The following is a 25,176-nucleotide window of genomic DNA, read 5'->3' on the forward strand; positions in this document are numbered from 1 at the left end:
CCCCCCGAGGTCCGGCGTCCCGGCGGTGCTTCGGCGCGCCCCCCGCTCCGCCGCGCGGGATGATCGGAGGATGAGCCGTAGCGGCCACGACGCGGGCGTGCCCGAACTCGAACCCGAGGTGTTCGACAGTGCCATCGTGCCCATCGCGATGACCGCGGGCGACGAGCACCTGCTCGTCTACTACAACGACGCCTTCCGCGTGCTGTTCGGCCCCCGCCGGCTCGGCGTCCCGGCCCGCGACGCGTTCGACGAACCCGCCGCGGCCCCCTTCATCACCATGCTCAACGAGGTCTTCCGCGGCCACATCGCCCGCCAGGTCACCTCCCCCCGCACCACCGACGGCAGCGCGCCCGGCGCGCCCGGCGTCCGCCACTTCGTCTACAGCTGCTCGCCCGTGGTGTCCCGGCACGGTCCCGGCGTGCTCGCGGTGGCCATCGACACCACCGCCCAGGTGACGGCCGCCGAGCACGCGCAGCGGCTGTCCGAGCAGCGGCACCAGGCGCTGCAGCGCTACGAGGCGCTGATGTCCGCGGTCAGCCAGATCGTCTGGCTGATGCAGCCCACCGGTGAGATCCAGGAGCTGGTCGGCGGCTTCGAGGAGTTCACCGGCATCCCGTGGCGGCCGGTGATCGACCAGGACTGGCTGTCCGCGGTCCACCCGCACGACCGCGGCCGGCTGGTGCACACCTGGCGGGACGCGGCCGGGGGCGACCCCTCGACGTTCGTGTGCACCTTCCGGATGCGCACCGCGGCCGGTCTCCACCGCCATGTGCAGTCCCGGGCGGTGCCCATCGTGCGCGACGGGGTCACCGTCGAGTGGATCGGCACCACCGCGGACGTCGAGGACCAGTGGCGCAACCGGCTGCGCGAGAAGCTGCTGGCCAAGGTCGCGACCGTGATCGCGGCGAGCGACGTGCCGCAGGCCTTCGCCGCCGTCACCGACGCGGTGGTGCCCGAGCTGACCGACGCGTGCGGGGTCTTCCTGCTGTCACCGGCGGGCGGGCCCGGCTCCGGCGGCGACCTGACCGTCACCCAAATCGCCTCCAGCGCCCGCGAGGGGCTGCCCCCACTGCCCCCGCTGAGCCACCGGCCGGCGTCCGTCGGCCCGATCACCCGGCAGGTCATCGAGAGCGGCCGCCCCCGGCTGTTCACCTTCCCCGCCGGCGAGCCGCCCGACGGCGTACTGCCCGACCTGTCCGCCGCGTGGCTGCGAGAGGCCCGCGCCACCAGCATCACCGTGGTGCCGGTCGAGATCGACACGGCGGTCGTCGCCTTCGCCGTCGCCGCCGCCTGCGCGGACAGCCCGCCGCCCGGCCCCGCCGACCTCCAGATGCTCGGCGAGGTGCTGCGCGAGGTGCGCGACCCGCTGCGGCAGGCCATGGAACTCCAGCGCACCCGGCACACCGCGCTCACCCTCCAGCGCGCGCTGCTCACCCCCACCCCCCGGGTGCCCGGTGCCGAGATCGCCGCGCACTACCAGCCGGCCAGCAGGACCGCGGAGATCGGCGGCGACTGGTACGACTCGCTGCTGCTGCCGGACGGCTCGGTCACCCTCACCATCGGCGACATCGCGGGCCACGACCTGGAGGCCGCCACCTCGATGAGCCAGCTGCGCAGCATGCTGCGGGTCATCGCCTTCGACCGGTCCCGGCAGAACACCCCGGCCGAGAGCCTGGTGCGGCTCGACCGGGTCGCCGAGGGCCTGGACATCGCGCCGCTGGTCACCGCCGTGCACGCCCGGCTGGAACCGCTGCCCGGCGGCAGCTGGCACGCGGCCTGGTCCAACGCGGGCCACCCGCCGCCGCTGCTGCTGTCCGCCGCGGGGACGCCGCGATTCCTCGAAGGCGGCGGACCCGACCTGCCGCTGTGCGTGGCCCCCTGGATGGCCCGCACCACCTGGCACCACGAGCTGCGGCCGGGGGAGACCCTGCTGCTCTACACCGACGGTCTGATCGAGGTCCCGGGAACCGACCTGAGCGAGGGCATGGCCGCGCTGGCCGCGCACGCCGAGCAGGCCCGCCGCCAGGGCGTGTCGCTGGCCACGCTGTGCGCCCGGCTGCTGGCCGCCGCCGCCGACCGGCGCGACGACGCGGCCGTGATCGGCTTCCGGCCGGTCCCGGGGGGCCGGGTGCGGGCCGAGCGCCCGGCCTGACGGCCGCCGCCGGCACCGCTCAGGTCCGCGCCACCATCAGCACCCCCAGGGTGATCATCGTGCAGGCGATGACCACGTCCAGCACGCGCCAGGAACCCGGCCGGGAGAAGGGCCGCTCCAGCAGCCGGGCGCCGAAGCCGAGACCGCTGAACCACACGAAGCTGGCGGCCACCGCCCCGGCCCCGAACGGCCAGCGCGCCCCGCCGTAGCCGTTGGCGACCGAGCCGAGCAGCAGCACGGTGTCGAGGTAGACATGCGGGTTCAGCCAGGTCATCGCCAGGCAGGTGAGCACCGCGGCCCGCAGTGAGCCGCCCGCGGCGCCCGCCGCCTCCAGCCGCTCCGGCCGCAGCGCCCGGCGGGCGGCCAGCAGACCGTACGACAGCAGGAAGGCGCCGCCGATCCAGCCGGTCACGGTGACCGCGGACGGCCAGGCCCCGGCCACGGAGCCGATGCCGCTGACGCCGGCCGCGATCAGGACGGCGTCGGACAGCGCGCAGATCGCCACCACCGCGGCGACGTGCTCGCGGCGTATGCCCTGGCGCAGGACGAAGGCGTTCTGCGCACCGATCGCCACGATGAGTGACATGCCGGTGCCGAGTCCGGCCAGGGCCGCGAGGAGCGCCGTGTTCATGGGCCGATGCTAGGAAGCGCTGGTACTTTCGGTCCAGCTAAGGATTCTTAGCTAAGATTAGCGATCGTGATGACGAGCGGGCTGCCCCTGGACCAGGTCCGTACGCTGCTCGCCGCCGTGGACGAGGGCACCTTCGAGGCGGCGGCGGAACGCCTCCATGTGACGCCCTCCGCGGTCAGCCAGCGGGTCAAGGCCCTGGAACAGCGCACCGGGCGGGTCCTGCTGCTGCGCTCCAAGCCGGTACGGCTGACCGCCTCCGGCGAGGTCGTCGTCCGCTTCGGGCGGCAATTGGCCCGGCTGGAGGAGGACGCGGCGGCCGAACTGGGCCTGACCGCCGCCGGGCCGACCACCCTGGCGGTCGCGGTCAACGCGGACTCGCTGGCCACCTGGTTCCTGCCCGCGCTCACCGAGACCGCGCGTACCCTCGACGTCTGCTTCGACCTGCACCGCGACGACCAGGACCACACCGCGCTGCTGCTGCGCCAGGGCCGGGTGATGGCCGCCGTCACCTCCTCGCCCGAGCCCGTGCAGGGCTGCTCCGTACGCCCGCTCGGCCTGATGACCTACCGCGCCTGCGCGACCCCCGCCTTCGCCGCCCGCCACCTCGCGCACGGCCCGCTGGCCGAACTGCTGCCCGCCGCGCCCGTGGTGGTCTTCGACCGCAAGGACGACATCCAGGACGGCTTCCTGCGCGCCCTCGCACCTGGCCGCCCCACCGCGGGCCAGCCCCGCCACTACGTGCCCTCGTCCGAGTCCTTCGTCGCCGCCGTCGCCGCCGGCCTCGGCTGGGGCATGCTCCCCGACATCCAGACCGGCCCGCACCGCGCCGGCGGCACCCTGGTCGACCTCGCCGAGGGGCACGCCATGGACGTGCCCCTCCACTGGCAGCAGTGGAAGCTCGACTCCCCGCCGCTGGCCGCCCTCGCCACCGCCGTCGCCCGCGCCGCCGCCGAGGCCCTGGCCCAGGGGCCGCCGCGGCGCCGGTGAGCCGCGGGCGGTCAGGGCCAGGTCATCGTGACGGTGCGCTCGAAATTCACGTAACCGGCGCGCTCGAAGGCGCGGGCCATCGGCACGTTGCCCAGGTCGGTGGCCGCCCGGATACGGGGGGAGTCGTGGGCGGCGAGGATCCGTGTGCCCTCGGCCAGCAGGTCGTCGACGCAGCCCTTGCCGCGGTGCGCGGGCAGGACGCCGATATAGGCGATGACCGGGTGGTAGCTGTTGCGGGCGGGGACGACGAAGCCGACGGGGTCGCCACCCGGCAGCGTCGCGATCCGCCACCAGTCGCGCGGGCTGGTGTACAGCGCGAGTTCGCCCTCGTAGTGGGTGAGCGCCGCCTCGCGGGGCGTCATCGCGGCGAGGTCGGCGCGGCTGTGGGCGTCGAGCGTGCCGTCGAGCACCGCGGTCATCAGGGTGACGATCTCCTCGGCGTCCCGCACCCGCCGGAAGGCGAGCCGGCCGCCGGGCGCGGGGACCGGTGTGCCCGGGCGCCACTCCAGCCGCAGCCGCTCGACCAGGAGCCGGGCACCGGTCCGCTCCAGCACCGCCATGCGGTCCTCGACGGCCCGCGTGGCCGCGGGATGGTCCCGCCAGTCGGCCGGGACGAAGCGGTTGTACTCCGGCGGCCGGGAGCCGGCCGGGACGACCTTCGCCGTGGCGGCGCGCACCAGGTGTTCGGCGACGTCCAGCAGGTCGGGGTCGGCGGCGCTGTCGTCCAGGTCGAGGACGTCGAGGAAGAGCGGGTCGCGCTCGCCTGTACGGCTCCACCAGGCGGCCCTGGCCAGCAGGCGCCCGCCGCGCAGGGCGACCCACATCCACTCGGGGCGACGGCGGCCCTGGGCGAGGTCGTCGGCCAGTTCGTCGTTGAGGACGTAGGGCAGTCGCGAGAAGAGGCCGAGTTCTTCCGGCCCGGCGATCGGGCGCACGGTCAGGTCGTTCTTCGCCAGGGTCAAGCTGTTCGCTCCGCGGGCAGGGGGGTCGGGTCGTGGTGCCCCGCGCACACGGGGTGCTGCGGGCACTGCGGCAGTCAACACCGCGACCGTCCGTGGCGCGAGGCATTTGTGCGGCCGGCGGGCCGTCGGCCGGCCCGTCCCGCGCCGCCGGGGGCGTACGCCCGCGGCCGACCGTACCCGCGGGCGGCTCGCACCGGGCCGGGGCGGACCCCGGCCCGTAGCGGGCCTATTCCCCCATCGCGCCCGGCGTCGTGAAGTCCGGGCTGGAAAACCCCGGACTTGAGAAGCCCGCCTCGTCGGGGACGAGGTCGTCGGCGTCCTCGGCCTCGTAGTCCGGGCCCTCGAAGGGCGGGACGACGTAGTCGGGCGGGGTGTAGTCGCCGATCGTGGAGCCGGGTCCGCTGAAGTCGGGACTGGAGAAGTCCGGGCTGGAGAAACCCGGTGAGAAGTCCGGCTCCTCGTGGTGCGAAGGCTCGTCGCTCATGCCGTCTCCTCCGTGCGGGACGCGCCGCGCGGAATGAATGCGGGGGCGCTGCCGTTGTGGTCCGTGCACAACCGATTATGACGAGTACACGAAGAGAAAGGCGCCCCCATGAAAGTACGCAATTCGCTGCGGTCGTTGAAGAACCGTCCGGGCGCCCAGATCGTGCGCCGGCGCGGCAAGGTCTACGTGATCAACCGCAAGGACCCGCGCTCCAAGGCCCGCCAGGGCTGACCGGCCCGCAGACCGTGGCAGCGCCGCTCGGCCCTGACGCCCCGCGTCGGGGCCGCAGCACGGCAGCCCCGACCGGTGCGATCCGCGGAATCCCACTGCTGCGGCGGCTCGCCGCGCCCTGGACCGCTGCCACGGCATCGCACCGGCATGTGGCGCCGGTGCGATGCCGGAAGGCCCCCTGACCGCCGCGGCCGCGCGCCGGGTGTTCGGCGCGCGACACCGCAGACGGGGGTCGGTGACGGATCACCGCGGCGCCCGGGCCGACGCGGATCACCCGGCTCCTGAGCAGCCGTTGATCTTGCGCAGTCCACTATGCCGTGCCGAGGCGACTGAGGTCCAGACCACCTGAAGTGAATAGTGGGATTGCCGCCGCGAGTCCGGTCGCCCCCGGCTCTGGCCGCCCCCGACGCCCGCCGGGGAAGCGGCCGTCACGCCCGCGGGGACGTGCCCCCGGCACCGATCAGCCGCAACTGCGCCCGCGTCACCGCGGGCGGCCCGTCCTGCGGCACCGCCACCGAGCGCAGGCCCGCCAGCTGGATGTCCAACTGCCGCTGCCAGGCGTCCGGTACGACGGCCCCGCTGGTCTCGACGATGCCGCGCAGGCCCCAGATCAGCGCCATGACGTCGCCCAGCTCGACGCCGGGCGCGACCCGCCCCGACTTCTGCGCCTGGACCAGGAGTTCGGTGATCCGGTCGCGCAGCACCTCCACGCAGGCCGTCTTGGAGTGGCCGACGAGCTTGTCGGCGTAGCCGCGGTGCTTGCTCAGCGAGCGGCCGATGACCCGCAGGAAGGCTTCCAGGCCCGACCCGTCGGGCAGGGCGAGCGACCGCCTGGCCACCTCGGTGAGTTCGCTCAGCATCAGCCCGGCGATCTCGTCGACCAGCGCCTCCTTGTTGGGGAAGCGCCGGTAGACCGTGCCGACGCCGACACCGGCGCGCGAGGCGATCAGCTCCATGCTGGCGTCGGTGCCGAACTCGGAGAGCACCTCCCGCGCCGCGTCGATCACCAGCTGGTGGTTGCGTACCGCGTCCCGCCGGAGCGGCCGGGCGGGCGGGTCCTGCTCGGCCGCCGCGGGCCCTGGCGCCGGCGCCGGTACCGCCGGGCGCGCGTGTCCAGTCATCGTCGCTCACTCACTCCCGCCCGATACCCGCCGCTTCCCGGCTCATTCCGGTTTGTCCCCTACGACGGTACCCCCGGGGATCAGCGCCAGCTCCGGGTGCTGCGGCTCGTCGGCGAAGTCGATCCGGCTGGTGCGCCGGCCGACCGGGATCAGCGTCGCCGCGATGGCCGCGACCACCATGGCGCCGCCCAGCATGGCGAAGCCGTTGGTATAGCCGGACTCCTTCGGCAGGCCGTCCGCGGCAGGGCTCGCGGTGACGACACTGGCCATCAGCGCGGCACCGATGGAGCCGCCGATGGTACGGATGTTGGCGTTCATGCCGCTGGCCACGCCGGTCTGCGCGGGCGGGACCGCGCTGACGATCAGGCTGGACATCGCGGCGAAGGTCAGTCCGAAGCCGGCGCCCATGATGGCGGTGGCCACGTACAGCTCCCAGGTGCTGGTGTGGGCGAAGGCCAGCAGCGCCATCGACACGGCGCCGATCAGCGAGCCCATCAGCACGACCTTCTTGCCGCCGATGCGGTTGGCCAGGCCGTTCGCACCGAGGCCGACCATGAACATCGCCACCGACATCGGCAGCAGGATCAGCCCGGACTGGGTGATGCTCGCGCCGAAGCCGTAGCCGGTGGACTTCGGAGTCTGCACGAATTCCGGCAGGAAGGCGAAGACCGCGTACATTCCGACGCCGACCAGCAGCGCCACCAGGTTGTTGGTCCACACCGCGGGGCGGGCCATCATCTTCATGTCGATCAGCGGGGTCACCGACCGCAGCTCGACCAGCACCCAGCCCACCGCGAGCACCACGGCCGCGGCGATCAGGCCGAGCACCTTGCCCGAGCCCCAGCCCCACACCGGGGCCTGGCTGAGCGCGACGAGCAGGGCCACCAGCCAGGCGGACAGCAGCACCGCGGGCGCCCAGCTGATCCGGCCCGGCGTGCGCATCGGCGACTCGGGGACGATGAAGTGGGCCGCCACCGCCGAGATCAGCGTGAGGATCATCGGCAGCCAGAACAGCCAGTGGTAGTCCAGCGCGTTGACGATCGGTCCCGCGAGCACGATGCCCAGGCCGCCGCCGACCGCGAGGATCGAGGCGATCATGCCGACCGCCCCGTTGAGCTTGTCGCGCGGGAATTCGTCGCGGATGATGCCGAACGCCAGTGGCAGGACGCCGCCGCCGATGCCCTGGATCGCCCGGGCGATGATCATCACCGTCACATTGGTCGCCAGGGCCGCGAGCAGCGACCCGGCGGCCAGGGCGATGAGCGTCGCGACGAAGACGCGTTCCTTGCCGATCATGTCGCCCACCCGGCCCATGATCGGCGTGAATATCGAGGCGGACAGCAGATAGGCGGTCAGCACCCAGGTCACGGTGTTCTGGGTGGTGTGCAGGTCGGCCTGGATCGTCGGCAGTACCGGGGTGACCAGGGACTGGAGCAGCGCGTACGCGCTCACACCGGCCGCAAGGACCGCGAACGTGACCTGGTGGTGTGTGCGCCGGGCCTCGGACGCCATGGAACTCCTTCAGAAAGATGAAACGGAACGATCATTCCGGAACTCAGGATAAGGGATCAGGAATGATGATTCCGTTTCATGACGATGAGGGAAACCGCACACCCGACTCGGGAATTTTCCGGGCGCCCGCGCACACCGGACATGACCTGAGCCTTTGCGCCCGGTCCGGCGCGGCCCGCTTTCCGAGGCAGTCGGAGGGCTCCGGCCGTCCGCGCTCCCCGCGACGCCCTGAACGGCCGCGGGCGGTCGGCCTATCCTGAGCGGGTGTTCTCACCCGAGGGACCCGCACTGCGCGAGCTGGCCGTCCAGGCGCTGTCCTCCGTGGACCGCGGCTACGACCTGCTCGCGCCGACGTTCGACCACACCCCTTTCCGTACGCCCGACCGCTTCCTCGACGCGACCGCCGCCGCGCTCGCACCGTTCGGACCCTTCGACGCAGGGCTCGACCTGTGCTGCGGTACGGGCGCGGGGCTGCGGGCGCTCGCCCCGCTGTGCCGCAAGCGGCTGACCGGCGTCGACTTCAGCGCCGGGATGCTGGCGCGGGCGGCCGGGGACGCCGGGCCGGCCGCGGGGGGACCGGCGCCGCAGTGGGTGCGGGCCGACGCCCGCGCGCTGCCCTTCGACGCGGCCTTCGACCTGGCGGTGAGCTTCGGCGCCTTCGGGCACTTCCTGCCCGCCGAGCGCCCCGGGCTCTTCGCCCAGGTGCACCGGGCGCTGCGCCCCGGCGGCCTGTTCGCCTTCCCGGTCGGCGCGCCGCCGCCGGTCACCTCGCCCTGGTACTGGGCGATGGCCGGCTTCGACGGCGCCATGCGGGTGCGCAACGCGCTGTGGCGCCCGCCCTTCGTGATGTACTACCGCACCTTCCCGCTCTCCGCGGTGCGCGAGGACCTGGCGGCGGCCGGCTTCGAGGTGGAGGTCACCGCGCTCGGCGGCTTCGGCCGCCGTAAGGACGGCAGCCCGCGGGCCGCCCTGGTGCTGGCCCGCAGAAGCTGAGCGCGCCGGGCGGCACGGCCTTCACCTGGTGTCGACGGTGCGCCCGGTCACCCTGCCCGGCCGGATCCGTATCCACACCGCCCGGTCGCCGCCCGCCCACGGCTCGGGGGCGCGCGCGGCGAGCCGCTCGATCTGCGCGGGGTCCTCGATCCGGTCCGCGATGCCGGTGAGCAGGACGCTCCAGCCCCGGCTCAGGTGGTCGTCCACCCGGTCCACCTGGAAGGACACCGCCTCACCCGGCGCGGGCGCCGCCGCGTCCCCGGGGGAGGTCCGGTAGACGATCGCTCCATCGTCCACCGTGTAATTCACCGGGAGCACCGCGGGACCGGGCTGGACCGGCACGGCGACCCGGCCCACACCGTGGGTGCCGAGCTTGTCCCAGCATTCGGCCGCGGTCAGCTGCTCCAGCACCGGCCGGGGTCCCCGGCCGGGCTGGCCCGGCGGCGGGGCACCGCGGCCCTCCAGCAGTTCCTGGTAGGTCAGGTCGAGCGCGGCGGCGACCCGAAGCAGTCCGCCGGGGTCGAAACCGGGACCGGTGTCCAGCAGGTGCTGCAGATAGCGGGGTGACATGGCGGCGCGGGTCGACAGCGCGCTCTCGCTCAGGCCCAGCTGCGCGCGGCGCTCCGCGATGCGCCGCACGATCGGATCCCGGTCGGCCCGGTGTCCGTCGGTGCTCGTACGACCGGCCATTGGAGGACCCTCCCTCCGCCCGCGTCCGGGCAGGATGTCAGCCCGTACCTCCAGAGTCCCGCAGGAGGCGCCCCGGCGCCACGCGGCGGCGCGGCTTTATCGGCCCGGTTGGTGCGTCGCGCACCGGCCGCCGGGCACTTCGCGGCCCGCCGGCCGTCGCGGGAACGGCCCGCGGAGGACATCCCGCGGACCGTCCGTGGTCACCCGGCCCCGGTCAGTGGCGGCCGTCCGACCGCTTGCGGTGCAGGGTGAACTTCTCGAAGACCGACAGCTCGCCGTGCGGCTTGTTCACGTTGTAGTAGGTGACGTGCATCCTGGTGGTGTCGCCGGGGAAGCGGCCCGGGTCCACGGTGAAGGCGGCGAAGCCGTACGGGTGCTCGATGTCGCGCACGCCCGTCCACACCGCCTGCTCCTTGACGTACGTCGCGGCCCGCTTGCCGCCCTCGGGGCGGGTGGCGGCCACGGCGGTGATCACCTTCGCGGTGCCGTCCTTGAAGAAGGACTGGTTGGTGGTGCCCGAGACACCGCCGCCGCCCAGCACCATGTGGACGGTGCCCAGGCCGGTGTCGATGTCGTCGGTCCTGGCCGACGCCGGGTTCGGGGTCAGCGTCTCGCTGCCGCCGACGACCCCGCGCACCGCGAGCGACCGCTCGTAGTTGTGCTCGTGGCCGCACACCACGAGGTCCACCTGGTAGCGGTCGAACAGCGGGCCGTAGGCGGCGCGCAGCCCCAGGTCGGCGCCGTTGGCGTCGGAGGAGCTGATCATCACCTGGTGCATCGCCACGACGATCCAGTCGATGCCGGTGTCCCGCCGGGCCGCCTTCAGCTCCCGTTCCAGGAAGGCGCGCTGGCGTCCGCCGGAGTAGCCGTGCACATAGACGTCGCCGCCGTCCTGGAGCGCGATGTCGTCGTTCTGCAGCACGATCACCCGCACCGAGCCCGCGGTGAACGCGTACCACAGGCCCGCGAGTTCGTCGTCGGACTCGGTCGACGGCAGGTCGAAGTAGGTCTGGTACGCGCCCAGGCCGATCGGGCCGTTTCCCGACTCGATCTCGTGGTTGCCCGCGGCGGGCATCCACGGCCGGAAGCGCGCCGAGCGCGTGTTGTTGGTGAAGAAGTTGTTCCAGGTACGCACCCGGTCCACGTCCAGGTTGGCGTAGCACAGGTCGCCGTTGAGCAGGTGGAAGAGCGGCGCTACCTGCTCGATGCCGGTCACGATGTCCTTGGTGGCCGGGGTGGAGTTCGCGTCGAAGGCCGCCGTCCCGTCGCTGGCCCAGGTCACCTGCGGGGCTGACTGGTCGCCGAAGCTGGTGAAGGTCACCGGCTGACGGCCGCGCGGCGCGGTGCGGAAGGTGCCGCTGTCCGGCGTGGCACCGTCGTGCGAGACCAGGTAGAGGTAGTCGGTGCCGGGGCGCAGCCCGCTGATCAGGGCGTGGTGGACGTACACCACCCGGCCCGACGTGCCGTCGGTGTACACCCGGGTCTGCGCCGACGCGCCCGAGCCGAGACCGTGGCCGAGCGTGCCGTACAGCACCCGGGGGCGCTTGACCGGCCCGTCGGTGAGCCAGGACACCGCCATCTGCGTGGCCGGGTCCTTGCCGAAGGTCAGATGCAGGCCCTGTACGGGCGGGGCGCCGCTCGCGTCGGGGGTGGGGTGGAAGGCGGGCGCCCCGGCCGGTGCCGCCGCGGCGGGAGCCGCGCTCAGCAGCGGCACGGTGACCGCGCCGACTCCCGCGGTGCCGAGCAGGCCGACCGCGGTGCGCCGGCTGAGGCGGTCTCCCGACGGCTCCGGTGTGTCCATCTGTGCGACCATCGTTGCTCCTTGGTGCATGGGCTGCGATATGCGTGAAGACTCGCGCCCCCCGGCGACGGCCAGTTGAACACCGCCTGTCCGCATCACGTCGGAAGACGGCGGGGGCCGGCGACCGCCCGGGCCGGCCCCGCCCGCCGGCCCCGCGATTCCGCATCTCCCGTACCGGGCATGGCTGTTCGTGATGCGTACCGCGGGCTGTCACTCCGGCGACACGGCCAGGTCGCCTGCGGTCGCTGCTGTGGGGATCACCCTTCACGCCCCCGCACCCTCCCCTTGCGAAGAGGTACTCCGAGCCATGGCCGAACCCACCCGGCGGCGCTTCCTGCAGATCGCCGGCGCCACCGCGGGCTTCACCGCCCTGTCCAGCAGCATCAGCCGCGCCGCCGCGATCCCGGCAGGACGCCGCACCGGCACCATCAAGGACGTCGACCACATCGTCGTCCTGATGCAGGAGAACCGGTCGTTCGACCACTACTTCGGCTCGCTGCGCGGAGTGCGCGGCTTCGGCGACCCGCGACCGGTGCGGCTCGCGAACGGCAGACCGGTCTGGTACCAGCCGGACGGCAGCGGCAAGGACGTCCTTCCGTACCACCCGGACGCGAAGGACCTGGGCCTGCAGTTCATCGAGGGTCTGAACCACGAGTGGACCGGCAGCCACGCCGCCTTCAACGACGGCCGGTACGACCGCTGGATCCCCGCCAAGTCGGCGGGCACGATGGCCTATCTGACCCGGGACGACATCCCGTTCCACTACGCGCTCGCCGACGCCTTCACCATCTGCGACGCCTACCACTGCTCGTTCATCGGCGGCACCGACCCCAACCGCTACTACATGTGGTCGGGCTGGACGGGCAACGACGGAAAGGGTGCGGGCCCGGTCCTGGACAACTCCGAACTCGGCTACTCCTGGACCACCTACCCCGAGCGGCTGGAGAAGGCCGGCGTGTCCTGGAAGGTCTACCAGGACATCGGCGACGGCCTGGACGCCGCCAACTCCTGGGGCTGGATCCCGGACGCCTACCGCGGCAACTACGGCGACAACTCGCTGCTGTACTTCGACAACTACCGCAACGCCCAGCCCGGCGACCCGCTCTACGACAAGGCCCGCACCGGCACCGACGCAAAGGCGGGCGACGGCCTCTTCGACGTCCTCAAGGCCGACGTCACGGCGGGCCGGCTGCCGCAGATCTCCTGGATCGCCGCACCCGAGGCCTTCTCCGAACACCCCAACTGGCCCGCCAACTACGGCGCCTGGTACATCTCGCAGGTCCTCGACGCGCTCACCTCCGACCCCGGGGTGTGGAGCAGGACCGCGCTGTTCATCACCTACGACGAGAACGACGGCTACTTCGACCACGTCGTGCCGCCGTTCGCACCGCCGGCCGAGCACCGCGGCGCCTCCACCGTCAGCACCGACCTGGAGGTCTTCGAGGGCAACGGCACCTACGCGGCCGGTCCCTACGGGCTGGGCCAGCGGGTGCCGATGACGGTGGTCTCCCCGTGGAGCACCGGCGGCTACGTCTGCTCCGAGGTCTTCGACCACACCTCGATCGTGCGCTTCATGGAACGCCGCTTCGGGGTGCGCGAGCCGAACATCTCGCCGTGGCGGCGGGCGGTCTGCGGCGACCTCACCTCCGCCTTCGACTTCGGCCTCACGCACGGCAGGCCGGCGCCGCTGCCCGACACCGACGCCTACCAGCCGCCCGACCGCGACCGGCACGACAGCTATGTGCCGGTGCCGCCCGCCCACCCCGCCCTGCCGGTGCAGGAGAAGGGCAGCCGCCCCACCCGCCCGCTGCCGTACGCTCCGCAGGTCGACGCGGCCGTGACACCCTCCAACAAACGCGTCACCCTCACCTTCGGCGGCGGGGTGGCCGCCGGCGTGTGCTTCCACGTGACCGCCGCGGGCCGCACCGACGGCCCGTGGACCTACACCGCCGAGGCCGGCAAGAAGCTCTCCGGCAGCTGGGACACCACCGCCCAGGGCGGCGCGTACGACCTGACGGCGTACGGCCCGGCCGGTTTCCTGCGCACCTTCAAGGGCTCCGCGGCCCACGCGGAACCCGAGGTGGCCGCCCGCCACGACGCCGCCGCCGGACGGATCGAGCTGACCTTCACCAACCCGGGCTCCCAGGACGTCCGCCTCACCGTCCGCAACTCCTACGACGGCCACCGCACGGCGTACACCGTCCGCGCGGGCCGCCGCGAGACGCACGCCGTCGACCTCGGCCGCAGCAGGCGCTGGTACGACCTCGCCGTGACCGCCGACCACGACCCCGGCTATCTGCGGCGGCTGGCCGGGCACGTGGAGAACGGCAGGCCCGGGGTGAGCGACCCGGCCATCGCCACCGGCTGACCCGGGCGCCGTCCCGGGCCCAGGGCGGCGCGGGCCCTACGTGCCGCGCCGCCCGAAGCGGGCCGGCGGTACCCCCGTGTGCCGCCTCCGCCCCGGTACGCGATCGCCTCACAGCGGAACGGTAACAAGTCCCCAGCGGGGGCGGCGCCGGCCGTCGGGTAGCGTGCGAACGAAGCTGCCCTGGTCAGGGGCACGGACGAAGGGTGAGCATGGACGACGCGAACGAATTCCGGGACATCCCCCCGACCACCCTCGCCGATGTGCTGGGGCGCGGCCAGGTCCTGGACGCCGGCGTACGGCCGCTGTGGGGGCCCGGGCCGCGGATCGCGGGACCTGCCTTCACCGTGAGCTGTCCGCCCGGTGACAACCTCATGCTGCACGCGGCGATATACCGGGCGGCCCCCGGCTCGGTGATCGTCATGGAGTCCGGCGGCGACGTGGACCACGCGGTGGCCGGCGGCAACGTGTGCGCGGTCGCGCACCGCCGGGGCATCGCCGGATTCGTCATCGACGGGGTGATCCGCGACCTCGGCGAGATCCGCGCGATGGGATTCCCGGTCTTCGCGCGGGGCATCGTCCCCTGTCCGGGAGAGAAGTCGGTGGTCGTGCCGCACGGCGGCCCGGTGCGCTGCGGGGGCGTCGAGGTGCACGCGGGCGACATCGTGGTCGCCGACGAGGAGGGCGTCGCCGTCGTCCCGGCCGCCCGGGCGGCGCAGGTGCTGGCCGACGCCCGGAAGAAGCTGGCGAAGGAGGCCGGCGAGAGCCTCGACGGCTGGGAGGCCGCGCACCGCGCCCGTATCGACCGCATCCTGGCCGACAACGGCTACCAGGACTGACCGGGTCTCACCCTGAGGGTGAGGGTGAGGGCGGTGGTGCCGACCGTTTTCTCCGCCCGTGCCATGCCGGCGGGGCGCCGCTCGGCCGCGGCTGCCCGGCGGCTCCGGAAGCGGTCGCCTGACGGCCGGCCGTTGCGCGCCGGGCCGTACCGCGGGCAGCACGAGCCGTCCGCGGTACGTCTGCGGCGTCCATGGGCGTGGCCTCTCCGCGCTGCATCCCCGGGCGCGGTCGGTAAGGCGGACCTGCCGTGGGTGCTGTCCGCAAGACGCCGACTGCCCTGAGACGGGGGCGGGTTGGGCCGCTCCGCCGGCCGGGGGCCGAGCGCCCGGGCCGAGTGGTCCCGTTCAGGGCATCGGCTGGCCGCGGTCGTCGTAGTCGGTCCGGGCCGCCGCGACCTCGTCGAGGTGGGCGCGCGACCACTCGACCAGGTGCTGGAAGAGCGGTGCCAGGCTCAGGCCCAGCTCGCTGATCTCGTACTCCACCCGCGGCGGCACCTCCGGGTGGTACGTGCGGACGACCAGGCCGTCGCGCTCCATCTGCCGCAGCCGCTGGGTCAGCACCTTCGGGGTGATGGTGCCGATCCGGCGCTCCAGCTCCACGAAGCGCTGCCGCCCGAACTCGTTGAGCAGCCACAGGATCGGCGTCGTCCAGCGGCTGAAGACCAGGTCGACCACCGGGCTGACCGGACAGGGCTCGGCGTGGACCTTCGCCGCCCTTCTGCCCGTGGGGCGGCCGAGAACGGGAGCGGTGTCGGCCATGGCGGCGCCTCCGGATTAGTCACTATCCTCTAGGTACCTACTATATTCGCGCTGCCGGCTTCGCGGCATGACAACCGCCGCCGCTTCCCAGCGCAGCCGTTCCTCCCGCGCTCCGGTCACCGAACGACCGGGCCTGGTCCTGGCCTTCCTCTGCGGGGCGCAGTCGGTGGTCTACCTCGACGTCACGATCGTGAACGTGGCGCTGCCCTCGATCCAGCGCAGCCTGGTCATGGCCGACGGCGACCTGCAGTTCGTCGTCACCGCGTACGGCACCGTCCTCGGCGGTTTCCTGCTGCTCGGCGGGCGGCTCGCCGACTGTCGCCTCCGTCCTCGGCGTGCTCGGTACCTGCTGTCCCGGGACGCGGCCCGCAGGGGCTGGGCGGGGGGAAGCCCCGGGCGGCCCCGTCAGGGAAAGCTCGCTGTCAGGAGGACGTCCTGGAGGACCCGCGCGGCCCGGGGCGGCGCCACGTCACTGCGGTGCGCCAGGGCCACCGTCCTGCGCAGGCCCGGCGGAGCCAACCGCGTCACCCGCAGATCATGGCCCGCCCGGGTGGCGACCGTCATCGGAACCACCCCGATCCCGAGACCCGCCCGGACAAAGCCGAGCACCGCGTCCATCTCACCGCCCTCGACGGTGAAGTACGGCTCGAAGCCCGCAGCCCTGCACGCCGCCAGCGTGAGGTCCCGCAGGTCGTAGCCGTGCCGGAACATCACCATCGGGCGCCCTTCGAGATCGGCGATCCCCAGCGGCGACGCCGGCGCCTCGTCGGCGGCCGACGAGACCACCACCAGGTCCTCCTGGAAAAGCTCCACCGTGGTCAGCGCGGGCGAAGGACTCGGCAGCGGCAGCACGATCAGCGCCAGGTCGAGCGCCCCGCGCGCCAGGTGGCGTACCAGGTCGTGCGAGCCGCCCTCCTCGATGATCAGCCGGATGCCCGGGTGCCGGTCGTGGAAGGCGCGCAGTACATCGGGCAGCAGCCCGGTCGCCAGGCTCGGCGTCGCGCCGAGCCGCACCCGGCCCCGGCGCAGCTGCGCCAGTTCGAGCACCTCGTGCCTGGCGGTGTCGGCGTCGGCCAGGATCCGCCGGGCCAGCGGCAGCAGCGCCTCGCCGGCGTCCGTGAGCGCGATATTGCCGCGCGCCCGGCTGAAGAGCGCCGCTCCCAGCTCCTTCTCCAGCGCCCTGATCTGCTGGGACAGCGACGGCTGCGAGACATGCACCGCCTCGGCGGCCCGGGTGAAGTGCCGGGCGTCCGCGACGGCCACGAAGTACGCCAGCTGCTGGAACTGCATACCGCCAGCGTACTCCTCGATAGTCATCACCTATCGAGTCCAGCCTGATCATGTCTTGGACCACTGGTCACCCCCGGCCGTAGCGTCGTGTTCATGGCATTGGCAACACGGCCGGACCGGCGGCCGTCGATGGTCCGTACGGTCTGGGGATCGACCGTCGGCAAGAAGACCGTCATGGCGGTGAGCGGCCTGGTGATGCTGCTCTACCTGGTCGTCCACATGTTCGGCAACCTGAAGATCTTCTTCGGCCCCGGCACCTTCAACGGCTACGCCCACTGGCTGCGCACCCTCGGCGAACCGTTCCTGCACTACGAGTGGGCGCTGTGGATCATCAGGGCGGCCCTGGTCGCCGCGGTGGTGGCGCACGCGGTGTGCGCGTACCAGCTCAGCCGGCGGGATCTGCGCTCGCGGCCGGTCGGCTACGTCCACACCCGGGCACGCAGCAGTTACGCGACCCGCACGATGCGCTGGGGCGGGGTGATCCTCGGCCTGTTCATCGTCTGGCACATCCTCGACCTGACCACCGGCACCGTCCAGTCGGGCTTCGAGCCCGGCCACCCGTACCAGAACGTGGTGGCCGCCTTCCACGACTGGTGGAACAACGTCATCTACATCGCGGCGATGCTCGCCCTCGGCCTGCACATCCGGCACGGCTTCTGGAGCGCCGCCCAGACCCTCGGCGCCGGCACCGCCACCCGCGACCGGGTGCTGAAAGGCACCGCCGACGCCCTCGCCCTGGTGCTGACGGCCGGCTTCATCGCCGTCCCCGTCGGCGTCATGACCGGACTCGTGAGCTGAGTGAGCTGAGTGAGCTGAGTGAAGCTGACATGACCGACTACACCCGTTACACGGCCGGCGAACCGCTCGCCGACACCAAGGCGCCCGACGGGCCGATCGAACAGCGCTGGGACACCCGCCGCTTCACCGCCGGGCTCGTCAACCCCGCCAACCGCCGCAAGCACACCGTGATCGTCGTCGGCACCGGCCTGGCCGGCGGCTCGGCCGGCGCCACCCTCGCCGAACAGGGCTACCACGTGGTGCAGTTCTGCTACCAGGACTCCCCGCGCCGGGCCCACTCCATCGCGGCCCAGGGCGGTATCAACGCCGCCAAGAACTACCGCAACGACGGCGACTCGATCCACCGGCTGTTCTACGACACCGTCAAGGGCGGGGACTTCCGCTCCCGGGAGTCCAACGTCCACCGCCTGGCGCAGATCTCGGTCGAGATCATCGACCAGTGCGTGGCGCAGGGCGTGCCCTTCGCCCGTGAGTACGGCGGCCTGCTCGACACCCGCTCCTTCGGCGGCGTCCAGGTCTCCCGCACCTTCTACGCCCGCGGCCAGACCGGACAGCAGCTGCTGCTCGGCGCGTACCAGGCGCTGTCCCGGCAGATCGCCGCGGGCAACGTCGAACTGCACGCCCGCACCGAGATGCTGGACCTGCTCGTCATCGACGGCCGCGCCCGCGGCATCGTCGCCCGCGACCTGGTCAGCGGTGAGATCTCGACCTACGTCGCGGACGCCGTCGTGCTCGCCTCCGGCGGCTACGGCAACGTCTTCCACCTGTCGACCAACGCCATGAACTCCAACGCGACCGCGATCTGGCGGGCCCACCGCCGCGGCGCGCACTTCGCCAACCCCTGCTTCACCCAGATCCACCCGACCTGCATCCCGCGCACCGGCGACCACCAGTCCAAGCTCACCTTGATGAGCGAGTCGCTGCGCAACGACGGCCGGATCTGGGTCCCCAAGGCCGCCGGTGACAACCGGCCCGCCGCCGGGATCCCCGAGGACGAGCGCGACTACTACCTGGAGCGCACCTACCCCGCCTTCGGCAATCTGGTGCCCCGCGACATCGCCTCCCGCGCGGCCAAGAACGTCTGTGACGAGGGCCGCGGTGTCGGTCCCGGCGGCCAGGGCGTCTACCTCGACTTCGCCGATGCCATCGCCCGGCTCGGCCGCAGGTCCGTCGAGGAGAAGTACGGCAACCTCTTCGAGATGTACGAGCGGATCACCGCGGAGAACCCGTACGAGGTCCCGATGCGGATCTACCCGGCCGTGCACTACACGATGGGCGGGCTGTGGGTGGACTACGACCTGCAGACCACGATCCCCGGCCTGTTCGCGATCGGCGAGGCCAACTTCTCCGACCACGGCGCCAACCGGCTCGGCGCCTCCGCCCTCATGCAGGGCCTGGCCGACGGCTACTTCGTGCTGCCCGCCACCGTCAACGACTACCTCGCCCGGCACCCGGGCCAGGACGCCCCCGAGCCGGGACACCCGGCGGTTGCCGCCGCCCTGGCCGAGACCACGGAGCGGCTGCACCGTCTGGTCACCGTTGACGGCGACCGCAGCGCCGACTCCTTCCACCGCGAGATCGGCGAGCTGATGTGGGAGTTCTGCGGTATGTCCCGCAACGCGGACGGCCTGCGCAAGGCGCTCGACCGCATCCCGCAGATCCGCGAGGAATTCTGGCGCCGCATCAAGGTCCCCGGTACCGAGCGCGAGTTCAACCAGTCGCTGGAGCGCGCCAACCGCGTCGTGGACTACCTCGAACTCGCCGAGCTGATGTGCCTGGACGCCCTGCACCGCGCAGAGTCCTGCGGCGGCCACTTCCGCGAGGAGTCGCAGACCCCGGACGGCGAGGCCGCCCGCAGGGACGAGGACTTCTCCTACGTCGCCGCGTGGGAATTCACCGGCACCGGCCACGCCCCCGTCCTGCACCGCGAAGACCTCGCCTTCGCCTACGTCCACCCCACCCAGCGGAGCTACGCATGAAGCTCACCTTGCGCATCTGGCGCCAGCACGACTCCGAAGCGCCCGGCGCGATGGCCAGTTACGACCTGGACGGCATCTCGCCCGACATGTCGTTCCTGGAAATGCTCGACACCCTCAACGAACGCCTCACCGTCGAGGGCGAGGACCCGGTCGCCTTCGACCACGACTGCCGGGAGGGCATCTGCGGGGCGTGCAGCCTGGTCATCAACGGCGAGGCGCACGGCCCCGAGCGCACCACCAGCTGCCAGCTGCACATGCGGTCCTTCCGCGACGGCGACACCATCGACGTCGAGCCGTGGCGGGCCGCCGCCTTCCCCGTGGTGCGCGACCTGGTCGTCGACCGCGCCGCCTTCGACCGGATCATCCAGTCCGGCGGCTACGTCAGCGTCCCCACCGGCTCCGCGCCCGAGGCGCACGCCACCCCCGTGCCCAAGGCCGCCGCCGACAGCGCCTTCGAGCACGCCGAGTGCATCGGCTGCGGTGCCTGCGTGGCCGCCTGCCCCAACGGCTCCGCGATGCTCTTCACCTCGGCGAAGGTCAACCACCTCAATGTGCTGCCGCAGGGCGCGCCGGAGCGCGAGACCCGGGTGCTCGACATGGTCGCGCAGATGGACGCCGAGGGCTTCGGCGGCTGCACCCTGACCGGCGAGTGCGCGACCGCGTGCCCCAAGGGCATCCCGCTCACCTCGATCAGCGCGCTGAACAAGGAGTGGCTGCGCGCCGCGCGGAAGGTCCCCAGGGGCTGAGCCGCCACGATTGCCGCCCGCGGCGCCGCTCTGCTGTAGTCGATGAGCCAACCGCTGCCGACCGAGGAGCAGTGATCATGCGCGGTTCCGTCATGCCCGCTCAGACAGGAATTTCCCCCTATCTTGAGGACATGACCGGCTGTGCCTTCGCTCAACCTCGGCATTCTCGCGCACATCGACGCAGGTAAGACCAGCCTCACCGAACGGCTGCTGTACTCCGCAGGAGCGATCGACACGATCGGCAGCGTCGACCGGGGAAGCACGCAGGCCGACTCCCTCGCGCTGGAGAAGCAGCGCGGCTCACCCCCGACATCGCGCCGCTGGCCGCCGCGTCGGCGCAGGGCACCCGGGCCGCCGCCCTGCCGTACACCGCGGCCGACCCCGGCTTCACCGCACGGCTCACCGAACTGCTGGCCGGCCACAGCGCCCGGCAGAGCCACGCGCACGCCGTCTTCGGCAAGGGCATGTCGAGCACCTCGGGCGGCTTCCGCAACGTCACCCCGCTGGTGCTGACGGCCGCCCTGCGGCAGGCGGGCACCGCGGTGCACGAGCCGATGCACCGCTTCCGCATCGAACTGCCGGCCGACGCGCCCGGCGCGGTGCTGCCCGTGCTGTCCAGGCTGCGCGCGGTGCCGCGCGCCCCTGCGCCCGGCGGGGCCGGGCGGCTATCTGCTGGAGGGCGACATCCCGGCCGCCCATGTGCACGACCTGGAGCAGCAGCTGCCCACACTCACCCGGGGCGAGGGCGCCCTCGACACGGTCTTCGACCACTGCGCGCCGGTCCGCGGCGAGATCCCGGTACGCCCCCGCGGCGGCCCCGACCCGCTGGACCGCAAGGAGTACCTGCTCCAGGTGCGGCGCCGGCTGGGAATCACGCCGTCCCGCGCCACGGCGGGCCGTGCTTGACGCTGCCAGGACGATCTGCCTACGGTCGAAAAGGCCGTCCACCCACGTACGGAGAAGCCATGGAACGCACCGTGAAGACACCGGGCCCCGACCACCCCATCACCGTCGAGCCCAACCCCTCCCGGGTGGTCGTGCGGGCCGGCGGCCGGGTGGTCGCCGACACCACGCGGGCGCTGACCCTGCGTGAGTCGTCCTATCCTGCGGTGCAGTACATCCCGCTGGACGACGTCGAGCCGACCGCCCTGGAGCCCACCGACAGCCGCACGTACTGCCCGTACAAGGGCGACGCCTCCTACTACTCGCTGGTCACCGCGGACGGCACGGTCGCCGACGCGGTATGGACGTACGACAAGCCCTACGACGCCGTCAGCCCGATCGCCGGCCACGTCGCCTTCTACCCCGAGCACGTGGAACTGTCCGAGGCCTGACCGCCCCGTCCGCCGCCCGCCGATCCTTCGCCCGCCGAGCCACCGTTCCCCGAGCCGCCGCGCATCCGCGCGTACCCTCCCGCCTCCGCCGCTGGCCGCGCTAGCCTGCGGCCGGGCGCTCGCGGAGCGTCGGGGGAGGGGCAGGGGGGACGCGGATGCTGTCGGGATCGGATTGGACGACGCTCGCCGTGGCGGTCGCCGGAGTCGGCGGCACCATGGGCGCGACCGTGGTCGCCCAGCGCGCCCGCCGGGCGGAGGTCGCCGAGCAGAACCGGCACGCGGCGCTGGAGCGGCAGCAGGACCGGGAGGAACGGGCGGTCCAGAGCAAGCGCGAGCTCCATTCCGCTCTCAACGCGACCACCCGTGCCTACCGCACCGCGGGCAGAGACATCGTGCTCGCCTTCAGACGCGGGGAGGCAGCGGACGCTGGCGCCTTCGACGCCGCACGCCAGGCGTACTACGACCAGTACGCGCAGGCGCAGATGGTCCTCGGCGCAACCGCCCTTGACGTGGCCGACGAGGTCAACCAGTGCCTGGGCGCGGGCTACCACCTGATCCGGTACCTGTCGCTGGACGTCTCAGGAACGGGGCCTCTCGCACGCACGGACGCGCGGCTCGTCCAGGCGAAGCAGTGGTTCGCGGGGCCGCTCTCCGACGCGGTCCACCTGCTCCGGGAGGCGCTGCGGGCCGAACTGGGCGTGGACGGTGCGCTGTCCGTCGAGCAGCTTCGGGCCAGGGCGCTGGCGCTGGCCCAGGCCCGGGAGGCCCTCCAGCAGGAACGGCGGCGGCTCAGGCCGCGGCAGAGCTGACCGGCGCCGCTCCCGAGCGCCGGTCCCGGACGCGACCGCCTGGCGCGACGCGCCGTGGAGCGGAACCCCGTCCGAGTCGGAGTGACCGGGGGCGGCCGTTCGAGAGGCGGTACCCGGTCAGGTGGCGGTGGCCCGGGCGGTGCCGGGTGCCGGGCCGGTGGAGCCGCGCAGGACCAGTTGGGTGGCCAGCTCGACGTGCAGCGCGTCCACGGTGTGCCGGTCCAGCAGCCGCATCAGCAGCGAGACCGCCATCCGCCCCATCTCCTCCAGCGGCTGGCGGACGGTGGTCAGCCGGGGCACGGTGCTGCGGCTCAGGTCGATGTCGTCGAAGCCGGTGATCGACAGGTCCTCCGGCACCCGCAGGTCCCGCTCGTACGCGGCGCGCAGCGCGCCGACCGCGGCCTTGTCGTTGAAGGCCACCAGCGCGGTGGGGCGCTGCGGCAGGTCGAGCAGCTCGCAGGCCGCGTCGTAGCCCCAGTCGGCGGTCGGCTCGATGCTGCGCAGCAGCTCGGGGGAGGGCAGTACGCCCGCGTCGGCGAGCGCGGAGGTGTGGCCGGCCAGCCGGGACCGGCTGGCGAGCCAGTCGCCGGGGCCGCCGATCACCCCGATCCGCCGGTGGCCGAGGCCCACCAGGTGGGCGCTGACCGTACGCGCGGCCGTGAGATTGGCGGCGGAGACCGAGGCGATGTCCTGCGGCAGCGGGGTGCGCGGGTCGACCACCACGAAAGGGAAGTCGGCGGCGCGCAAGGCCTCCAGATCCCGCTCCGGTTCCGGCGGCACGATGAGGACCGCGCCCGCGATCGCCGGGTCGCCCGGCAGGTCGCCGAGCACGTGCAGCTCACGGGCTGCGTCGCCGGCGCTCAGCGCCAGGCGCCTGCCGTACAGGTCGAGCGTCTCGGCGATCGAGGAGACGATCACCCCGAAGTAGTCGGTGAGCACGTACGGGCAGCGCACGTAGATCGCGCCGCCCGCCGTACCGCGTCTGGCCGGTGCGGGGGCGCCCAGCCGGGCCACCGCCCGGCGCACCAGCTCACGCGTGTCGGGGGCGACGTTCGCCTGACCGTTCATCACCCGCGAGACGGTGGCGATCGATACGCCGGCCTCCGCCGCGATGGCCCGGACCGTGGCCCTGGAGCCCGGCTGCCTAGCCACGCGTTACACCGCACTGTTTCATGCGCACAGCCTAGCGCCGGACCTGCGTGTGTTGACATGGCCGGGTCGCAAGCGGTGTGCTGGATCTCCACACGGTCCGCCGGGGAACGTTACATCGTGTTCCAGACAGGGCGGCCGGACGTTCCGGCGTCCGGCCGCCCTGCGCCACGGACCTGCCGGGCCGCAGCTGCCGAGGGATCAGCTGCGGTCCGGCTCCGGCACCCTGCTGTCGTCGGGGGCGCTCCGCGCCGCCGGCACGGCGGCCGGTCCGCCGCCCTGCGCCCGCTGCGACTGCCAGTGCCGTACGGCGTAGAGCGCGCCGCCAGCCAGCAGACCCCAGAAGGCGCCGCTGACACCGAAGAAGGTCACCCCCGACACCGTCACCACGACGGTGACCACCGCGGCCTCCCGCTGCCCCGGGTCGGCCATCGCCCCCGTGAGCGCAGCGGCCAGCGCGCCCAGCAGGGCGAGGCCGGCCACCGCCTCGATGATGTGCGGCGGCGCCGCGTTGACCAGCGCGACGGCCGCGCTCGCCGCCAGCCCGAGCAGGATGTAGACGCCGCCCGCCGTCGCCGCCGCGCGATAGCGCCCGGCCCTGTCGGGTCCCGCCTCCTCACCCGCGCACAGGGCGGCGGTGATCGCGGCCAGGTTGACCGCGTGGCCGCCGAAGGGCGCCGACAGGAGCGAGAAGGCCCCGGTCCAGCCGAACAGCGGGCCGGGCGCCGGGTGGTAGCCGTTGACGCCGAGCACCGCGATGCCCGGGATGTTCTGCGACGCCATGGTGACCACGTACAGCGGCAGCGCGATGCCGATCGCGGCGGCGACGGTGAAGTGCGGTGCGACGGCGACCGGGTGCGGCCACATCGGACCGAGCGTGGCGGTCTTGATGCGGGTGGTGGTGGCGATCAGCACGACCGCCACCAGCACGGCGGCCGGCACCGCGTAGAGCTTGCGCACACTGCCGACGACCGCCCAGGTCAGCACCACGGCCAGGCCGATGGCCGGGTCGGAGTGCACGGCCTCGGCGGGCGCCAGGCACAGCGGCAGCAGGATGCCGGCCAGCATGGCGTTCGCCAGCGGCGCCGGGATCGCGGACACCCAGTGGCCCAGCGGCCGCCACAGGCCCGAGACCACGATCAGCACGCCGGTGACCAGGAAGGCTCCCACCGCCACCGGGAATCCGCCGTGCGGCACCGCGGATCCCGCGAGCAGCGCGGCACCCGGCGTCGACCAGGCCACGCTGATCGGCAGCCGCGACCGCAGGCTCAGGAAGATCGCGCAGGCGCCCATCGCGAGGGAGAGCGCCATCAGCCCGGACGCCGCCTGGGCGTGTGAGGCGCCGACCTTGGTCAGGCCTTCGAGGACGACGGCGAAGGAGCTGGCGAAGCCGACGAAGGCGGCGATGACCCCGGCTGTCACGGCCCGCCACAGGCCGCCCCCGCTGCCGTCCGCGTCCGCGCCTTCGGCCGTGCTCCCCGGTGCGGCAGCAGCCACCGGAACCCCTCCGATCCGCCCCCGGACGACGTCCCCCGGGGCAATCC

23 protein-coding genes and 1 pseudogene are annotated in these 25,176 nt (G+C 73.1%); 13 read left to right on the forward strand and 11 right to left on the reverse strand.

The genetic code is table 11. From position 1 onward, the window contains the following. Window positions 1-70: 70 nt before the first annotated feature. On the forward strand, window positions 71-2,152 hold the full coding sequence (locus tag V7E46_RS03550) for a SpoIIE family protein phosphatase (RefSeq protein ID WP_333767017.1): 2,082 nt from the start codon (window positions 71-73) through the stop codon (window positions 2,150-2,152). 19 nt (window positions 2,153-2,171) lie between these two features. On the opposite strand, the gene V7E46_RS03555 is transcribed toward V7E46_RS03550, so the two are convergent. After that, window positions 2,172-2,783, reverse strand: coding sequence for a LysE/ArgO family amino acid transporter (locus V7E46_RS03555; RefSeq protein WP_329171856.1), 612 nt, complete (start codon window positions 2,781-2,783; stop codon window positions 2,172-2,174). A gap of 69 nt (window positions 2,784-2,852) precedes the next feature. On the opposite strand from V7E46_RS03555, the gene V7E46_RS03560 reads away from it, so the two are divergent. Further along, on the forward strand, window positions 2,853-3,770 hold the full coding sequence (locus tag V7E46_RS03560; protein WP_333767072.1) for a LysR family transcriptional regulator ArgP: 918 nt from the start codon (window positions 2,853-2,855) through the stop codon (window positions 3,768-3,770). An 11-nt stretch (window positions 3,771-3,781) separates the two neighbouring features. Here V7E46_RS03560 and V7E46_RS03565 read toward each other — a convergent pair whose 3' ends face one another. Both V7E46_RS03565 and V7E46_RS03570 read right to left on the reverse strand, forming a co-directional pair. After that, window positions 3,782-4,732, reverse strand: coding sequence for a GNAT family N-acetyltransferase (locus tag V7E46_RS03565; RefSeq protein WP_333767018.1), 951 nt, complete (start codon window positions 4,730-4,732; stop codon window positions 3,782-3,784). Between the two features lie 226 nt (window positions 4,733-4,958). Then, on the reverse strand, window positions 4,959-5,216 hold the full coding sequence (locus tag V7E46_RS03570) for a hypothetical protein (RefSeq protein ID WP_333767019.1): 258 nt from the start codon (window positions 5,214-5,216) through the stop codon (window positions 4,959-4,961). 108 nt (window positions 5,217-5,324) lie between these two features. Here V7E46_RS03570 and ykgO point away from each other — a divergent pair, with 108 nt between their 5' ends. Beyond that, a complete protein-coding gene (gene ykgO / locus V7E46_RS03575; protein WP_033172643.1) occupies window positions 5,325-5,447 on the forward strand; it encodes a type B 50S ribosomal protein L36 in 123 nt (40 codons plus the stop codon). A 428-nt stretch (window positions 5,448-5,875) separates the two neighbouring features. Here the strand turns inward: ykgO and V7E46_RS03580 are convergent, their stop codons facing one another. Together V7E46_RS03580 and V7E46_RS03585 are read right to left on the reverse strand one after the other, a co-directional pair. After that, window positions 5,876-6,568: a TetR/AcrR family transcriptional regulator gene (locus tag V7E46_RS03580; protein ID WP_333767020.1), complete on the reverse strand. Its 693-nt coding sequence runs from the start codon at window positions 6,566-6,568 to the stop codon at window positions 5,876-5,878. Window positions 6,569-6,610: 42 nt separating this feature from the next. Next, window positions 6,611-8,080, reverse strand: a complete 1,470-nt coding sequence (locus V7E46_RS03585; RefSeq protein WP_333767021.1) for an MFS transporter — start codon at window positions 8,078-8,080, stop codon at window positions 6,611-6,613. Window positions 8,081-8,344: 264 nt separating this feature from the next. Between V7E46_RS03585 and V7E46_RS03590 the strand changes: the two genes are divergently transcribed. Beyond that, window positions 8,345-9,073, forward strand: coding sequence for a class I SAM-dependent methyltransferase (locus V7E46_RS03590; RefSeq protein WP_333767022.1), 729 nt, complete (start codon window positions 8,345-8,347; stop codon window positions 9,071-9,073). A 21-nt stretch (window positions 9,074-9,094) separates the two neighbouring features. Here V7E46_RS03590 and V7E46_RS03595 read toward each other — a convergent pair whose 3' ends face one another. Both V7E46_RS03595 and V7E46_RS03600 read right to left on the reverse strand, forming a co-directional pair. Next, entirely contained in the window at window positions 9,095-9,763 is a 669-nt protein-coding gene (locus tag V7E46_RS03595) for a pyridoxamine 5'-phosphate oxidase family protein (RefSeq protein ID WP_333767023.1), read from the reverse strand. A gap of 214 nt (window positions 9,764-9,977) precedes the next feature. Then, window positions 9,978-11,576: a purple acid phosphatase family protein gene (locus V7E46_RS03600; protein ID WP_333767024.1), complete on the reverse strand. Its 1,599-nt coding sequence runs from the start codon at window positions 11,574-11,576 to the stop codon at window positions 9,978-9,980. 295 nt (window positions 11,577-11,871) lie between these two features. Here V7E46_RS03600 and V7E46_RS03605 point away from each other — a divergent pair, with 295 nt between their 5' ends. Together V7E46_RS03605 and V7E46_RS03610 are read left to right on the forward strand one after the other, a co-directional pair. After that, window positions 11,872-13,932 carry a phosphocholine-specific phospholipase C gene (locus V7E46_RS03605; protein ID WP_333767025.1) on the forward strand — a complete coding sequence of 687 codons (2,061 nt, stop codon included), beginning with the start codon at window positions 11,872-11,874 and terminating at the stop codon, window positions 13,930-13,932. 209 nt (window positions 13,933-14,141) lie between these two features. Next, window positions 14,142-14,768, forward strand: a complete 627-nt coding sequence (locus tag V7E46_RS03610; protein ID WP_333767026.1) for an RraA family protein — start codon at window positions 14,142-14,144, stop codon at window positions 14,766-14,768. A gap of 345 nt (window positions 14,769-15,113) precedes the next feature. Here V7E46_RS03610 and V7E46_RS03615 read toward each other — a convergent pair whose 3' ends face one another. Further along, entirely contained in the window at window positions 15,114-15,527 is a 414-nt protein-coding gene (locus V7E46_RS03615) for a winged helix-turn-helix transcriptional regulator (RefSeq protein WP_333767027.1), read from the reverse strand. A 405-nt stretch (window positions 15,528-15,932) separates the two neighbouring features. Continuing rightward, complete coding sequence (locus V7E46_RS03620) at window positions 15,933-16,817, reverse strand: LysR family transcriptional regulator (RefSeq protein ID WP_333767073.1); 885 nt, start codon at window positions 16,815-16,817, stop codon at window positions 15,933-15,935. A 93-nt stretch (window positions 16,818-16,910) separates the two neighbouring features. Between V7E46_RS03620 and V7E46_RS03625 the strand changes: the two genes are divergently transcribed. The 7 genes and pseudogenes from V7E46_RS03625 (at window position 16,911) to V7E46_RS03655 (ending at window position 22,483) form a co-directional block, all read left to right on the forward strand. Continuing rightward, window positions 16,911-17,615 carry a succinate dehydrogenase cytochrome b subunit gene (locus tag V7E46_RS03625; protein WP_333767028.1) on the forward strand — a complete coding sequence of 235 codons (705 nt, stop codon included), beginning with the start codon at window positions 16,911-16,913 and terminating at the stop codon, window positions 17,613-17,615. A gap of 29 nt (window positions 17,616-17,644) precedes the next feature. Further along, the gene (locus tag V7E46_RS03630) at window positions 17,645-19,594 is read left to right on the forward strand and encodes a fumarate reductase/succinate dehydrogenase flavoprotein subunit (protein WP_333767029.1); all 1,950 of its coding nucleotides are present in this window, start codon (window positions 17,645-17,647) and stop codon (window positions 19,592-19,594) included. After that, window positions 19,591-20,340, forward strand: a complete 750-nt coding sequence (locus V7E46_RS03635; protein ID WP_333767030.1) for a succinate dehydrogenase/fumarate reductase iron-sulfur subunit — start codon at window positions 19,591-19,593, stop codon at window positions 20,338-20,340. The genes V7E46_RS03630 and V7E46_RS03635 overlap by 4 nt, the downstream gene beginning before the upstream one ends. A gap of 141 nt (window positions 20,341-20,481) precedes the next feature. Continuing rightward, a pseudogene (locus V7E46_RS03640) lies at window positions 20,482-20,640 on the forward strand (GTP-binding protein); the annotation flags it as partial. Window positions 20,641-21,039: 399 nt separating this feature from the next. After that, on the forward strand, window positions 21,040-21,246 hold the full coding sequence (locus V7E46_RS33795) for a hypothetical protein (RefSeq protein ID WP_443053970.1): 207 nt from the start codon (window positions 21,040-21,042) through the stop codon (window positions 21,244-21,246). Window positions 21,247-21,305: 59 nt separating this feature from the next. After that, entirely contained in the window at window positions 21,306-21,674 is a 369-nt protein-coding gene (locus V7E46_RS03650; RefSeq protein ID WP_333767031.1) for a DUF427 domain-containing protein, read from the forward strand. Between the two features lie 155 nt (window positions 21,675-21,829). After that, complete coding sequence (locus V7E46_RS03655; RefSeq protein WP_333767032.1) at window positions 21,830-22,483, forward strand: hypothetical protein; 654 nt, start codon at window positions 21,830-21,832, stop codon at window positions 22,481-22,483. 117 nt (window positions 22,484-22,600) lie between these two features. Here the strand turns inward: V7E46_RS03655 and V7E46_RS03660 are convergent, their stop codons facing one another. Next, window positions 22,601-23,635 (reverse strand): LacI family DNA-binding transcriptional regulator, encoded by a 1,035-nt coding sequence (locus V7E46_RS03660; protein WP_333767033.1) that lies wholly within the window; start codon window positions 23,633-23,635, stop codon window positions 22,601-22,603. A gap of 198 nt (window positions 23,636-23,833) precedes the next feature. Continuing rightward, window positions 23,834-25,129, reverse strand: coding sequence for a benzoate/H(+) symporter BenE family transporter (locus V7E46_RS03665; RefSeq protein ID WP_333767034.1), 1,296 nt, complete (start codon window positions 25,127-25,129; stop codon window positions 23,834-23,836). Between the last annotated feature and the right edge of the window lie 47 nt (window positions 25,130-25,176).

This window comes from Streptomyces sp. IBSBF 2435 (assembly GCF_036815005.1).
Taxonomy (GTDB): Bacteria; Actinomycetota; Actinomycetes; order Streptomycetales; family Streptomycetaceae; genus Actinacidiphila.

Coding starts and splice junctions, on each gene's coding strand:
- V7E46_RS03630 (WP_333767029.1), top strand. CDS start 17,645: ATGACCGACTACACCCGTTACACGGCCGGCGAACCGCTCGCCGACACC.
- V7E46_RS03620 (WP_333767073.1), bottom strand. CDS start 16,817: ATGCAGTTCCAGCAGCTGGCGTACTTCGTGGCCGTCGCGGACGCCCGG.
- V7E46_RS03635 (WP_333767030.1), top strand. CDS start 19,591: ATGAAGCTCACCTTGCGCATCTGGCGCCAGCACGACTCCGAAGCGCCC.
- V7E46_RS03580 (WP_333767020.1), bottom strand. CDS start 6,568: ATGACTGGACACGCGCGCCCGGCGGTACCGGCGCCGGCGCCAGGGCCC.
- V7E46_RS03550 (WP_333767017.1), top strand. CDS start 71: ATGAGCCGTAGCGGCCACGACGCGGGCGTGCCCGAACTCGAACCCGAG.
- V7E46_RS03570 (WP_333767019.1), bottom strand. CDS start 5,216: ATGAGCGACGAGCCTTCGCACCACGAGGAGCCGGACTTCTCACCGGGT.
- V7E46_RS03655 (WP_333767032.1), top strand. CDS start 21,830: ATGCTGTCGGGATCGGATTGGACGACGCTCGCCGTGGCGGTCGCCGGA.
- V7E46_RS03650 (WP_333767031.1), top strand. CDS start 21,306: ATGGAACGCACCGTGAAGACACCGGGCCCCGACCACCCCATCACCGTC.
- V7E46_RS03605 (WP_333767025.1), top strand. CDS start 11,872: ATGGCCGAACCCACCCGGCGGCGCTTCCTGCAGATCGCCGGCGCCACC.
- V7E46_RS03600 (WP_333767024.1), bottom strand. CDS start 11,576: ATGGTCGCACAGATGGACACACCGGAGCCGTCGGGAGACCGCCTCAGC.
- V7E46_RS03625 (WP_333767028.1), top strand. CDS start 16,911: ATGGCATTGGCAACACGGCCGGACCGGCGGCCGTCGATGGTCCGTACG.
- V7E46_RS03560 (WP_333767072.1), top strand. CDS start 2,853: ATGACGAGCGGGCTGCCCCTGGACCAGGTCCGTACGCTGCTCGCCGCC.
- ykgO (WP_033172643.1), top strand. CDS start 5,325: ATGAAAGTACGCAATTCGCTGCGGTCGTTGAAGAACCGTCCGGGCGCC.
- V7E46_RS03585 (WP_333767021.1), bottom strand. CDS start 8,080: ATGGCGTCCGAGGCCCGGCGCACACACCACCAGGTCACGTTCGCGGTC.
- V7E46_RS03610 (WP_333767026.1), top strand. CDS start 14,142: ATGGACGACGCGAACGAATTCCGGGACATCCCCCCGACCACCCTCGCC.
- V7E46_RS03555 (WP_329171856.1), bottom strand. CDS start 2,783: ATGAACACGGCGCTCCTCGCGGCCCTGGCCGGACTCGGCACCGGCATG.
- V7E46_RS03595 (WP_333767023.1), bottom strand. CDS start 9,763: ATGGCCGGTCGTACGAGCACCGACGGACACCGGGCCGACCGGGATCCG.
- V7E46_RS03615 (WP_333767027.1), bottom strand. CDS start 15,527: ATGGCCGACACCGCTCCCGTTCTCGGCCGCCCCACGGGCAGAAGGGCG.